The sequence below is a fragment of the Sphingomonas arenae genome (assembly GCF_016924655.1).
GTDB classification, from domain to species: domain Bacteria; phylum Pseudomonadota; class Alphaproteobacteria; order Sphingomonadales; family Sphingomonadaceae; genus Sphingomicrobium; species Sphingomicrobium arenae.
The window spans coordinates 947,885-960,713 of sequence record NZ_JAFFJU010000002.1 but is presented as its reverse complement, the minus strand read 5'-3'; the positions used below and the strand labels follow the sequence as shown (position 1 = coordinate 960,713).

The 12,829-nt window shown below is 65.9% G+C and carries 12 protein-coding genes; 6 read left to right on the top strand and 6 right to left on the bottom strand.

Annotation, left to right across the window (positions count from 1 at the left end):
• Window positions 1-2 precede the first annotated feature (2 nt).
• Window positions 3-311, top strand: coding sequence for an EF-hand domain-containing protein (locus JT720_RS10915; protein ID WP_205481270.1), 309 nt, complete (start codon window positions 3-5; stop codon window positions 309-311).
• Here the strand turns inward: JT720_RS10915 and JT720_RS10910 are convergent.
• Both JT720_RS10910 and JT720_RS10905 read right to left on the bottom strand, forming a co-directional pair.
• The gene (locus JT720_RS10910) at window positions 308-2,641 is read right to left on the bottom strand and encodes a putative bifunctional diguanylate cyclase/phosphodiesterase (RefSeq protein WP_205481269.1); all 2,334 of its coding nucleotides are present in this window, start codon (window positions 2,639-2,641) and stop codon (window positions 308-310) included. The genes JT720_RS10915 and JT720_RS10910 overlap by 4 nt on opposite strands.
• Window positions 2,642-2,726: 85 nt before the next feature.
• The gene (locus JT720_RS10905) at window positions 2,727-4,634 is read right to left on the bottom strand and encodes a M1 family metallopeptidase (RefSeq protein ID WP_205481268.1); all 1,908 of its coding nucleotides are present in this window, start codon (window positions 4,632-4,634) and stop codon (window positions 2,727-2,729) included.
• Between the two features lie 144 nt (window positions 4,635-4,778).
• On the opposite strand from JT720_RS10905, the gene JT720_RS10900 reads away from it, so the two are divergent.
• Genes JT720_RS10900 through JT720_RS10890 form a run of 3 tightly spaced genes read left to right on the top strand, consistent with a single transcriptional unit; the run spans window position 4,779 to window position 7,527 of the window.
• Window positions 4,779-5,951, top strand: coding sequence for a sensor histidine kinase (locus JT720_RS10900; protein ID WP_205481267.1), 1,173 nt, complete (start codon window positions 4,779-4,781; stop codon window positions 5,949-5,951).
• A 27-nt stretch (window positions 5,952-5,978) separates the two neighbouring features.
• A complete protein-coding gene (locus tag JT720_RS10895; RefSeq protein ID WP_205481266.1) occupies window positions 5,979-6,782 on the top strand; it encodes a LytR/AlgR family response regulator transcription factor in 804 nt (267 codons plus the stop codon).
• 4 nt (window positions 6,783-6,786) lie between these two features.
• Window positions 6,787-7,527, top strand: coding sequence for an isocitrate lyase/PEP mutase family protein (locus tag JT720_RS10890; RefSeq protein WP_205481265.1), 741 nt, complete (start codon window positions 6,787-6,789; stop codon window positions 7,525-7,527).
• On the opposite strand, the gene msrB is transcribed toward JT720_RS10890, so the two are convergent.
• Genes msrB through JT720_RS10875 form a run of 3 tightly spaced genes read right to left on the bottom strand, consistent with a single transcriptional unit; the run spans window position 7,528 to window position 10,178 of the window.
• Window positions 7,528-8,016, bottom strand: coding sequence for a peptide-methionine (R)-S-oxide reductase MsrB (msrB, locus tag JT720_RS10885; protein WP_205481264.1), 489 nt, complete (start codon window positions 8,014-8,016; stop codon window positions 7,528-7,530).
• Window positions 8,017-8,025: 9 nt separating this feature from the next.
• A complete protein-coding gene (locus JT720_RS10880) occupies window positions 8,026-9,231 on the bottom strand; it encodes an ABC transporter permease (RefSeq protein WP_205481263.1) in 1,206 nt (401 codons plus the stop codon).
• Window positions 9,228-10,178: an ABC transporter ATP-binding protein gene (locus JT720_RS10875; RefSeq protein ID WP_205481262.1), complete on the bottom strand. Its 951-nt coding sequence runs from the start codon at window positions 10,176-10,178 to the stop codon at window positions 9,228-9,230. Before JT720_RS10875 ends, JT720_RS10880 begins: the two co-directional genes overlap by 4 nt.
• Before the next feature lie 69 nt (window positions 10,179-10,247).
• Between JT720_RS10875 and queG the strand changes: the two genes are divergently transcribed.
• On the top strand, window positions 10,248-11,327 hold the full coding sequence (gene queG / locus JT720_RS10870) for a tRNA epoxyqueuosine(34) reductase QueG (protein ID WP_205481261.1): 1,080 nt from the start codon (window positions 10,248-10,250) through the stop codon (window positions 11,325-11,327).
• On the opposite strand, the gene JT720_RS10865 is transcribed toward queG, so the two are convergent.
• Window positions 11,288-11,647 carry a hypothetical protein gene (locus JT720_RS10865; protein ID WP_237219796.1) on the bottom strand — a complete coding sequence of 120 codons (360 nt, stop codon included), beginning with the start codon at window positions 11,645-11,647 and terminating at the stop codon, window positions 11,288-11,290. The genes queG and JT720_RS10865 overlap by 40 nt on opposite strands.
• 188 nt (window positions 11,648-11,835) lie before the next feature.
• Here JT720_RS10865 and JT720_RS10860 point away from each other — a divergent pair, with 188 nt between their 5' ends.
• Window positions 11,836-12,828: an adenosine kinase gene (locus JT720_RS10860; protein ID WP_205481259.1), complete on the top strand. Its 993-nt coding sequence runs from the start codon at window positions 11,836-11,838 to the stop codon at window positions 12,826-12,828.
• Window position 12,829: the final 1 nt, after the last annotated feature.

Genomic DNA, 12,829 nt, shown 5'->3' with positions numbered 1-12,829 from the left:
CCATGCTGTTCTTGTTGTTTGCCGCTGCTGCCGCACAGGCGCCGCCTGCTGCGGAGCCGACAAGCCTCAACCCGCATGCCGTTGAGTTGTTCGAGCGGGATGCGGTGCTCAATGCCTGGGCGGTGCGGACCTTCGACCGCAACCGCGACGGCTGGCTCACTTCCTATGAAGCGCAGCCGGCGGTCAAAACCTTCAAGGAAATGGCGGACACCGACCGCGATGGGCGGGTGACGGTTCGAGAGTTCGAGGATGCTCGGAGCTGGGTGGAGGCGCGTTTCGGCGCCACCGCACAATCTGCCAGCGCCCCTTAGCCGGCCATCCGCTTGGCGCCCAGCCCAAGGACCATCTGGTTCGCCCGATCGTAGCTCAAGGGCTTGCCGAACAGGTACCCCTGGATGGTGTCGCAGCCCAAGTCGCGCATGCGCTCGAAGTCCTCGGCCGTTTCCACGCCCTCGGCGGTAACCGACATGCGGAAGCTCTTGGCGAGCTGGACGATTGACTGGATGATGGCGACGTTGCCGGCCTTGTTCCCGGCCTCGCGGACGAAGCTGCCGTCAATCTTCAGCTTATGGAAGACGGCCTTGTTGAGATAGCCGATCGACGAATAGCCTGTGCCGAAGTCGTCGAGCGCGATGCCAACGCCGAGCGCCCGAAGGCGACCGAGCACATCCAGGGTGCGGTTGCTGTCGTCGAGGAAGACGCCTTCGGTGACTTCCAGCTCGATCCGGTTGCCGGGCAGGCGATAGCGGGCAAGGGCCTGGGCGACGATGTTGGGCAGCGCCGGCAGAATGATCTGCTTCGGGCTGATGTTCAGGGCGACCGTGATCGGCTCGGGCCAGGACGCGGCCGCGCGGCAGGCTTCGTCGATGACGAATTCGCCGAGCGCGGCCATGAGGCCCGTTTCTTCGGCAACCGGGATGAAGACATTCGGTGGCACGAAGCCACGTTGCGGGTGGTTCCAGCGGAGGAGCGCCTCGAAGCCGACGAGCTTCTTGGTCTTGGCGTTGACCAGCGGCTGGAAGGCAAGGTGGAACTGCTTGAGGTCGATGGCCTGCCGGATGTCCGACTCCAGTCGAACGCGATCTTCCTGCTCGAACTGCAGTTCCGACGAGAAATAGCGCGCAATGCCTCGGCCGGCGCCTTTCGCCTCGTACAGAGCCAGGTCGGCCTTGAGGATGAGATCGTCCACGGTGGCGCCATCGATCGGGCCAAAGGCGCAGCCGATCGACACGCCGATGCGGATCTCGATCTGATCGATCATGTACGGCTCGGCCACCGCCATAATGATGCGGTCGGCGAGCTGCTCGACCTTGTTGCGGCTCTGTGCGTCGGGAATGACGATCGCGAATTCGTCGCCGCCGAGTCGACCGACATGCCCATTCGGCCCCACTTCGTCGCACAGGCGCTTGGCAACCGCCTGGAGGACGGCATCGCCCTTCGGATGGCCGAACGTGTCGTTGACCGGCTTGAAGCCATCCAGGTCGAGGAACATGATCGCGCAAGGCACATTGCTGACAGTGGCTGTCCGCAGCGCCTCGCCGAGGAGTTGCCGCACTCGCCCGCGGTTCGGCAGGCCCGACAGCACGTCGACATTGGCGAGGTGAGTCAGCCGCTCCTGGGTCTGGCGAACGTCCGTGATATCTGACCCGACGCCGCGGAACCCCTCGAATCGTCCGGCGGTGTCGATGATCGGGTCGCCGGCCATGGACACCCAGCGGGTGCCACGAGCCGTCTTCAGCTCCATCTCCAGGGAATTGAACGGCTGCTTCTCGAGCAGGACGCGGCCGAGCTCCGCATTTCCGCCGAGCAGGGACGGCAAGGAATGCCCGAGGATCTGGTTGGACGGCTTGCCCAGCAGGGCGCTCATCCGGCTGGAGATATAGACAACGCGGTTCTCCGCATCGACCTGCCACAGCCAGCCCACGCCGCGCTGCTCATATTCCTGCAGCAGGAGCGACGCGCTCTCGCTCTGGGAGCCCATGTCGGCGCTGGTCTTGAGCTGGTTGAAGGCCCAGCGGGCGACGGTCAGGACGCCCACGGTGGACATGCCGAGGGTGAAGAGGATCGAGAGCATGTGCTGGAATGGAATGCTGGTCCGGGCGAGCAGCAGCGACGCGCACAAGCCGACCGTGAAGCTGGTCATCCAGGCGATGGCACAAGCTGGGACCACCACGAGGCCAAGGCCTGCCGCACCGATCCCGGCGATCACCGAGCCCGCGACCACCTGATCCGAAGGCTGCAAACCATCGAAGAGGTACACCGGCAGGCTGAGCCAGAGCAGGGCGCGCGCAAGCACATCCCCGACCATCATCCACTGGGGCACAGCGCGTCCCGAGCGACCGACGCACTTGACGGCCTGGCTCTGCGCCCAGCGCATTGCGATGAAGTTGACCATCGCGATGAGGGCCGTCCAGCCGATCAGCAAGTGAGTTTGAGCGGAACCCCACAGAGCCGCGCTGAACAGGAGGGCCGCGACGACGTTCGCCGCGGCGAAGAAGGGCGCAAGTTGCCCCCGGGAGATGAGTTGCACGTCCTTGAGGGGCGAGCTCGCCTTGTCGGCGTCCTTGGCAAGAGCCAGCGAATCACCGTCGGGAAGCCGAGCAGCGATCATCCTCTTGTACCGGTCAGGGGCTTCGTACATCCGCTCAACGCTCTCCCGTAACTTCGTCGGGGTAGCGAAAGAGGGTTGAGGGCGAGTTAAAGAACCAGGCCCTCCGGACCGGATTTCACCGAAGGCCGAGCTGGTCGAGTTCCTGGGTCACCATCGGGTGGTAGATCGGCCGCGCCCTCGGGTAGATGCGAGCTGCAATCGGCCGACCCCATCGCTGGTCACTGGCGAGCGCCTTCAGCAGCGGCCGCACGAACTTGCGCCGCCCCTGGCTGGTCAGGAAGCGCTCCAGTGAAGGGACCGCGGGGTCGTAGCGGTTGGCGACGGCCAGATCGAGCCAGGCGAACAGCACCTCCTGATTGCCGATGTCGTTCAATCCGAATGCCTGATTCAGGCGGTCGAGCTGAGCCTTTTCCTGCTTGCGGGGGAGGCGATTGAGGAACCGCAGCCGCTCGTCCGTGGTCCAGCCCGGCCACAGGTCGGTGGGCAAGCTCCCGGTTGCGGCGCGCGCCACCGCCGCGTCCACGTCGGTAAACGCCTGCGGATCGGCAGGGATGGTGTTGGACGGGATGCCAGGCTGATAGACCCAGCGCTCAAGCTGCAGCCTCGCCTCTAGGGCCTGATCTCCCTTGACGAGATACTGGCGCACGTCGGCAAGGAACATGGCGGAAGTCACCGGCTGGAACGCATGCCGGTCGAACCAGCCGCGCAGGAACGCGTCGAAGCGCTCCCGGCCTACATTGGCTTCAATCATGCGCAGGAAGGCGGCGCCTTTCTCATAGGCAATGTCGGTGAGGCCATCATCCGGGTGGCGCCCCTTTAGATCGACCGCGAGGCGGGTGTCGGCGCCGGCCGCTCCCCCATTGTCCTCGATCGCCTTGTTCATGGCGTCGATTCCGAGGGCGACCTGCTGACGCGCCACCTTCTCGCCGTAGATCGCTTCGACGATCCGCCGCTCGGCATAGGTCGTGGTGCCCTCGTTGAGCCAGAAGTCGGCCCAGGTGGCGTTGGTCGCGAGATTGCCGCTCCAGCTGTGCGCGAGCTCATGCGCGATGAGGCTGACGAGGCTCTTGTCCCCCGCGATGAAGGTGGGCGTCAGGAACGTCAGCGTGGGGTTCTCCATGCCCCCAAACGGGAAGGAGGGCGGCAGGACGATCATGTCGTAGCGGCCCCAGCGATAGGGGCCGAACAGCTGTTCGGCAGCCGTCACCATCTTCTCGGTGTCTTCCAGCTCGCGGGCGGCTGCTGGCAGGGTCGCTGGCTCGGCCCAGACGCCGGTCCGAGGCCCGAGCGGCTGGAACTTGAGGTCGCCCACGGCGATGGCGATCAGATAAGGAGCAACCGGGTGCGGCATCCGGTAGGTGAAAGTGCGCGCGCTTCCCTGCGTCACCGGATCGGCTGCCGCTGGTGCGCTCATGACGGCGGTCAGCTGTGCGGGCACGGTGATCCGCGCTTCCCAGGTCTGGCGGATGCCGGGCGAGTCCTGGGTCGGGATCCAGCTGCGGTTGAAGATGGACTGGCCTTGGCTGAACAGGAACGGCTGCTGCTTGCCGGCCGTCTGCGCGGGCGTGAGCCATTGCAGCGCTTCGGCGTCTGGTGCGCTGGTGTAGGTGATCACCAGCCGCTTCGTGTCGGGCCGAAGCTGGATGATGAACGGTGAGCCAAGGTTCTCGTCGCGGGCACCGAAGCGGTAATCGAGCGGCCGGCCGCTGCTGTCGGTGACACGGCTGACCTCATAGCCCTTGCTGTCCAGCACGATCTCGCGCGCGTCCGGACGACGCTCGATGTCGAGGGTCGCCGTTCCGCCAACCCGCTTGGCGGCGAAGTCGACCGTGAGGTCCAAGGCCACGTTGGCAACGCGCGCTTCGAGCGGACGGGCAAAGCTATGCGGGTCAGCGGCGTCCGCCGTCGCCAGGACCTGAGCAACCTGGAGCTCGCTCGTGGCTCCGGGAGGAGCAACGGCTGCCGTCTGGCAGGCGGAGAGCATCAGGGCCACGATTGCGGCAGCGAGGCGGGGTCGGGTCATGGAGGCTCCTGGAACGCGCGGCTGTGGGCTGTGCAACACAATGGGTGAACCGGTCATTGCAGCGGGGAACTAACCTCCGCCTCGCTTTACGCAAGAGAGCACCTTATATCGGCTCCATGCCTTTGTTCCGGGCCGGAAGAGACCATGGCCACCGATAGCGCAACGGTGATGCCGCCGCCGACCACGTCGAGTAGCCGCCGCCCGCGCGCACTTGAACCGCGGTCGGGCCCGATCGCCCGCACCGTGGGACTCGACGTTCCCTTCTTCGCTGACAAGAACCGCGCCTTCTGGGTCCTCCAGTCCGCCGGATGGACGGGTTACTTCGTGCTCCGGACCCTTGGCGGGGTCGCCAATGCGATGGGCGCGATGTTCGTGGTCCATGCTTTGTTGCTGACCGCCACGGGATATTCGCTGACCCTGCTGATGGGCTCGCTGTTTCGGCGGCTGATCACGATGCGGGCGATCTACACCGTGATCCTCAGCCTGGCAGCCGTGGTGCTGGCGTCGGCCGCCTTCTCCATCATCGAAACGTGGAGCCATTCGACCTTTGTGGATCCGGGCTCCCGGCCCGTGGGGGTGAAGTATCTCGGCGCGATCCTGCTGAACTTCGCGCTGCTCGCGGCCTGGTCGGCGCTTTATTATGGGATCAACTACTACCTGCTTCTGGAAGAGGAGATCGATCAAAGGTCCAAGCTGGAGAACCAGGCCTCCACCGCTCAGCTGGCCATGCTGCGCTATCAGCTGAACCCGCACTTCCTGTTCAACACGCTGAATTCGATCAGCACGCTGGTGCTGCTGAAGCAGACGGAGCGGGCCAACGCCATGCTGGCGCGGCTGTCGTCGTTCCTGCGCTACACGCTGGTCAACGAGCCCAGCGCGCAGGTCACGCTGGCTCAGGAGGTGGAGACTCTGAAGCTATACCTCGAGATCGAGAAGATGCGGTTCGAGGATCGGCTTCGCCCGCACTTCCGGATCGATCCTGCGACGATCGGCGTTCGGCTGCCCAGCCTCCTCCTTCAACCGTTGATCGAGAACGCAATCAAATATGCCGTCACCCCGAGTGAAAGCGGGGCCGACATCTGGATCAATGCGAGCCGGTTCGGCGACATGGTCCGGATCGAAGTCGCCGACAACGGGAGCGGCGGCGGCGATGGATGGGTCGCGATGCCGTCCACCGGCGTCGGCCTGGCGAACACCAAGGACCGTCTGGCGCAAGCCTATGGCCAGGACCATAGTTTCACGACCAGAACGAACGAACATGGGGGGTTCAGCGTACTTGTCGACATTCCGCTCGATGCCCGGCCGATTGCCGGATGATGGGCGGATCAGCTTTAGGAACCTAGAATGAGCATTCGGACCATCCTGGTCGATGACGAGCCTCTCGCGACGCAGGGGCTGCGCCTGCGCCTCGAAGCGCACGAGGACGTCGAGGTCGTTGCGACGGCCAGCAACGGGCGCGAGGCCATTCGCGCGATCAAGACCCACAAGCCCGATCTCGTATTTCTCGACATTCAGATGCCCGGGTTCGACGGATTTTCCGTCATCCAGGGCCTGATGGAGCTGGAGCCGCCGCTGTTCGTGTTCGTCACGGCTTATGGCGAGCATGCGCTGAAGGCGTTCGAGGCGCAGGCCGTGGACTATCTCATGAAGCCGGTGGACGAGGACCGGCTCGCCGCGACCATGGAACGGGTGCGCCAGCGCCTTGCCGAGAAGCGTGGCGTGGGTGAGGCGGAGCGGCTGAAGGAAGTGCTGGCGGAACATGCGCCCGAGGCGGCGGAGGAACTGGCCGAGGGCAGCCCGGATGCACCCGCGTCCAATCGCTTCGAGAAGATGATCAACATCAAGGACCAGGGACAAATCTTCCGGGTCGATGTAGATACGATCGAGCGGATCGATGCGGCCGGCGACTACATGTGCATCCAGACCGGCGACAACACGCTGATCCTGCGCGAGACAATGAAGGATCTCGAGAAGCGTCTCGACCCACGCCGGTTTCAGCGGGTGCATCGGTCTACCATCGTCAATCTCGATCTGGTCCGGCAGGTAAAGCCGCACACCAACGGCGAATGCTTCCTGGTGCTCAATTCGGGCGCGCAGGTGAAGGTCAGTCGGTCCTACCGCGACGTCGTCGCGCGATTCGTGCATTAGACCAATGAGCGCATTCCAGACCTTTGCCGACCTGCACGTGCCCGGTGACCCGGTCGTCCTCTACAACATCTGGGATCCGGGCAGTGCGCTTGCGGTCGCCGCTGCAGGAGCGAAGGCGCTCGCGACGGGCAGTCATCCCGTGGGAGACGCGGCAGGATATGGCGACGGACACAAGGTGCCGCTCGCTTACGTCTTCGACAATGCTCGCCGGATCATGGCGGTCGTCGACCTTCCGCTGACGGTCGACTTCGAAGGCGCCTATTCCGCCGACCCGGACCAGGGAGCGACCAACGTCAGGGATCTCCAGGAAACAGGCGCGGTCGGGTGCAACTTCGAAGACCAGGTCGTCGGCGGCGATGGGCTGCATCCGCTGGAGCTGCAGTTTCGGCGCATCCGGGCGATCCGGGACGCGGTCGGGAGCGACTTCTTCATCAATGCGCGCACGGATCTGCTGCTCAAGAGCAAGCAGCATGACGACGCGCTGATCGACCAGGTCGTGGAGCGCGGCAAGGCTTTCGCCGGTGCCGGTGCGAGCGGCTTCTTCGTGCCCCGATTGTCGGACCCGGCGCAGATCGAGCGGGTGGTTCGTGAGGTCCCGCTGCCGCTGAACGTGATCGCCTTTCCGGGCGCTCCGGAGAAGTCCGTCTGGGCTCAGGCCGGAGTGGCGCGGATCAGCCACGGTCCGTTTCCGCACCGCGCACTCATGGCCAGGCTGACCGAGATGGCGCGAGAGGCGACCGGCTGATCAGCCTTGCGCCGGGGTGAAGCGGAGCGCTACCCCGTTGATGCACCAGCGGTGACCGGTAGGGCGCGGTCCGTCGTCGAACACATGGCCCAGGTGACCGCCACATCGGGCGCAGAGACACTCGGTACGAGGCATGACGGGAATGCTGCGGTCAGGCCGCGTCACGGCGCGTCTAGGCAGGGCACGAGTGAAGCTCGGCCAGCCAGTGCCGCTGTCGAACTTGTCGGCCGAAGAGAAAAGCGGATTGCCGCATCCTGCGCAGACAAACGTTCCCCGGCGCCTCTCGTGGTCCAGGGAACTGGAGCCGGGCCGCTCGGTGCCTGCCTTGCGGAGGATGCGATAAGCCTCGGGAGAGAGTCGGCGGCGCCACTCGGCATCCGATAGCTGGAACGGGTAGCGCGCCTCTGCGCCGCTCGTTCCCGTGCCGAGCACTACCGCGGCGAGCCCCACTCCGCCGAGACCAAGGACAGCGCGGCGATCGAGTTGCATGACGTCGCGCTAGACCGCAGCGGCTGAACGGCGACGGAACCACGGCCGCCCTGCAGGGCCGCTTTTCAGCACGGAGCGCCGGAAGAAGCGTGCTGCAAGGCGCAGGATCAGGGCCACCCAGAGCAACTGCCAGGCCAGCGCCAGCAGGTGAGGCCACCATGCATCGCTCTCTGCCGCACGCGCGACCATCGCGAACGGTGAGCTGAGCGGAAAGACTGCGGCGATGAGGCCGGTGGTGCCGTTCAAATTGCCCGCGGCTGCCGAAGCAATGGCGAAGATTACGACCTGCGCCATCGTGATCGGCATGGACAGGGTCTGCACCTGCCGCACGGTGGAAGCCTGGGCGCCGATCCCCAGAAACGCGGATCCGATCAGCAGGTAGCTCATCGCGAAGTAGATCGCGCAGAGTGCCGCGAAGGCCGGCCAGCCGAGCGCCGGCTCCGGGAGGCTCCCGGGTGCGCCCGGCAGCAGGAGCGCGATGCCGGCCACCGCCGCGGACGCCCAGACCGTGATCCCCAGCAGCGACATGGCCAGCATCGCGAACAGCTTGCCAAGGAAAATGGCATCGACGGGTACCGCCGCGGCGAGCACCTCGATCACCTTGTTCGATTTCTCCTCGATGAGCTGGGAGAGCAGCATGCCGGCGAGCAGCAAGGTCAGCAGGAACAGCAAAGCCTGGCCCGCCCGTGCGACGAGGACTCGTTCGGACGCGGTGGTCCTGCCTTCCGTCTCGATGCGCGTCACGGCAAGGGCAGGGGCGCTGTCCGCCCGGGCTTGCGCGAGGATTAACTGCACCTGGCCTGCGATCGAGCCGTCCGGCTGGATCGAGCCGGTGAGCCGGGGCGAGCCGAAGGGCGACTCCAGCACCGCGCGCGCGGGTGTCTCTCGCGCTTCGAGCAGGGCCTTGCGTTGGGTTGCCAGGTCGGACTTGGGAGCGACGTGCTGCAGCCGGATGATGCTGCCGTCCACGGCCTTGGCGACCTGATCATGCGCGATCTGGAGACGCGCATAATCTGCCGACGGAGCCAGCACCGCGACGAGGGGGCGCTCTGCGTCGTTGGCTACACTGGCGCCGATCCCGCCGAACAATATGCCCACCAGCAGCGGGAACAGTGGTCCTAGCAGGAAGAAGAGGAACGATTTCGAGAATACTGTCGCGGTGAAGTCGCGGCGGCCGATCACGAAGGCGGAGCTGATGAGGTGGCGGGCGGTCATTCCGGTTGCTCCCCATTCATCTCGCGGGCGGCACTTTCTCCGGCGATGGCGACGAACGCGTCATGCAGTCCCGGCCGCTCGATCGAGAGCGTCTCGATGCCGGCCCCGCCATCGATCAAAGCGCGGAGCAACGGCTCCGGCCCCGAGGAGGGAAGTTCGAACGTCCAGTCCGACCCGGTCTGGCGAGCGTCGGGCGGAAGCGCGGCACGCCACGAGCCATCATTGGAACGCGTGCGCAGATGCACGATCGGCCGCAATCGGCTACGCGCCTCGTCAACCGCGCCTTCGAACGCCACCTTGCCGGCCGCGATGATCGCGATGCGCTCGCACAGCCGCTCGGCGTGGGCGATCACGTGAGTGGAAAAGATGATGGTGGCGCCATTATCCGCCTGCTGCCGGATGAGGGCCTCCAACTTTTCCTGGTTGATGGCGTCCAACCCGGAGAACGGCTCATCGAGGACGATCAGGCGTGGGTGGTGGACCAGCGTTCCCAGCAATTGCACAGTCTGCGCCATGCCCTTGGAAAGGGTTCGGATAGGCTTGTTCGTCCAGTCGGCGAGCCCGCGTTCCCCCAGCATCTCGGTGGCCCGCCGACGACCCTCCTTGATTGGGAGGCCACGCAGCGCGCCCATGAAGGCAATGGCTTCGCGGCAGGTCATCGCGGGATAGAGGCCCCGCTCTTCGGGGAGATAACCCACCTCCGCGGCGGCATCGAGGGGACGGCCGTGTCCAAGCAAGGTCCGGGTGCCCAACGACGGATCGATGATCCCGAGCAGCATGCGAAGTGTCGTCGTCTTGCCCGCGCCGTTTGGGCCAAGGATACCGTAAATGGTGCCGGTGGGCACCCGCAGCGATACGCCGTCGACCGCCCGCTTGTCGCCGAAGTCCTTGACCAGGTCATCGGCTTCGATGGCGAACTCGCCGCTATGCTGAACTTGCTGGAGCAACGTCCTCACCTTCAGGCCTTGTCGAGCTTGTTCAAGACAAGCTCAGGACAGGTGGAGTAGTGGAGACCGGTGTCTGACTCGGCAAGCCTTAAGGAAGCGATACGAGCGGAGGCGAAGCGGCTCGGCTTCGTTTCCTGTGGCTTCACGCGCGCCGATGCGGTGCCGGGCGTCGGCGACGAATTGCGGCGGTGGATCGCCGCGGGACGGCATGGCACCATGGGCTGGATGGAGGAGCGCGCCGACCAGCGGGCCCACCCGCAGGCTCTGTGGCCGGAAGCGCGAAGCGTGATCGCGCTCGCGATGAGCTATGCGCCCGCAGAAGACCCCCGCCGACTGGGCGCCGAACCGGATATCGGTCGCATCAGCGTCTATGCGCAGGGCGGCGATTATCACAAGACGGTCAAGAAGGCGCTGAAGGCCCTCGCGCGGTTCATCATCGATGCGGTGCCGTCCGAACTGAAGGTGTTCGTCGACACGGCCCCGGTGATGGAAAAACCGCTGTCCGCCGCCGCGGGGATCGGCTGGCAGGGCAAGCACACCAACCTCGTGTCCCGTGAGCACGGCAACTGGACATTTCTGGGCATCATATTCACCGAACTGGAGCTGGAGCCCGACCCGCCGCTGGACCCGCAGGTTCATTGCGGCAGCTGTACCCGATGCCTCCAGGCCTGCCCGACGGCCGCGTTCGACGGACCGGGCAGGATCGATGCGCGGCGGTGCATCTCATACCTGACGATCGAGCATGATGGTCCCATCCCGCTCGAGTTTCGCGAGGCCATGGGCAACCGCATCTACGGCTGCGACGATTGCCTGGCAGCTTGCCCGTGGAACCGGTTCGCTGCGGCGGCGCAGGCGAACAAGGCGTTCCTGCCGCGCGCGGAGCTGGCTGCACCAAGGCTCGCCGACTTGCTGGCGCTGGACGATGCGAGCTTTCGCGAGCTGTTTGCAGGCTCGCCCATCAAGCGGATCGGGGTGAAGCGGTTCCTGCGCAATTGCCTGATCTCAGCCGGGAACAGCGGCGACATGCGTCTGCTGACCGGCGTTCAGGCACTCACTCGTGATGAGGACCCGGTGGTAGCGGAAGCAGCGAACTGGGCGCTGACGCGGCTTCAGGCGGCGGCGTCGATCGCTGCGATGCACGCGGCCTGATCCGTCGGGTCGCCGGTCGGGCGGCGGGCATCCACGTAAGTTACCCGTTCGGCGCCGCGGCCGTCCGCGGGCGTGTAGAGGAACACGTCGAGCACGCAGCCGCCACCGCTCCACTGCAGCTTGAGTCCTGGCCCTTCGCGGACCTGGAACGTCGGCTGGCCGAAACGTTGGCCGAGCTCGTTCACGGTCAGCCCGATCAGGTCGCCGCTGACCCTCGGGCCGGGCTGGGGCGCCGGGCGAGGCTGTTCCACCGGTGCCGGTGGGCGAGTGGCGCAAGCGGCAAGAGCAAGGTACAGAGCGGCGGTAACGATAAGGCGCATGAGCATCCCATAGCGCTCACCCCGAGCTTGTCGAAGGGTGGTTCGGCATGATGGGCCCACCTTTCGACCAGTTCCTGCGGCTCGTCCTGCGGGGTCGCTCAGGACAGGGCATGTGAGCGCTTCCTTGCCCAGCCGGGCAGCCGCCGCTACCGCGCGCGCTTTCTTTCGACAGCTCAGCAGGACCCTTCATGACCCAGCCTCGCCTCGACGTGCTCGCCATCGGCAACGCGATCGTCGACGTCATCGCCGATGCCGAGGATGCGTTTCTCGACGCGCAGGGACTGGCGAAGGGCAGCATGCGGCTGATCGACGAGGCGGAGGCGGAGCGCCTGTACAGGCTGATGGGCCCGGGCCGCGAGGCGAGCGGCGGGTCGGCCGGCAATACCGCGGCAGGGCTTGCAGCACTGGGGATCAAGGCAGGCTTCATCGGCCAGGTTGCCGTTGACCAGCTCGGCGCCATCTACCGGCACGACATCCGGAGCCTGGGAGTGGAGTTCGATACGCCTGCGCGCAGCGACGTCGGGGCGACTGCCCGTTGCCTGATCCTGGTCACGCCGGATGCCCAGCGCACGATGAACACCTTCCTTGGCGCAGCGCAGCAGCTTGAGGAGCGAGACATCGACCCAAGCCATGTGGCCGATGCGGCCATCCTCTATCTGGAGGGATATCTGTGGGACCCGCCGGCTCCGCGGGCGGCGATGGAAGCGGCCATCGACGCGGCGCGCGGAGCCGGGCGCAAGGTGGCCTTCACTCTATCCGATACCTTCTGCGTCGACCGGCACAAGGCCGACTTCTGGCGCCTCATCGAAGAGCGGCGCATCGATATCCTGTTCGCGAACGAGGCGGAGCTTGCCGCCATGACGGGCGAAAGCGCGTTTGACGCGGGGTTGCAGGCGCTCGCCCCCAAGGTGCCGCTGCTGGTCGTGACCCGCAGCGAGCAGGGCGCGGTGGCGCTCGCGAAGGGAGAGCATGCCACTGTGCCGGCCGAGCCGATCGATCGGCTGGTCGACACGACAGGTGCCGGCGACCTCTTCGCGGCGGGTTTCCTGGCCGGGCAGGCACGGGGACTCGGGCTCGAGCCATCGCTGAAGCTCGGCGCGATCGCCGCGGCCGAAGTGATCCAGCACTACGGTGCGCGGCCGGAGCAGGACCTGAAGGCGCTCGCGGCCGGCATCCTGTAAT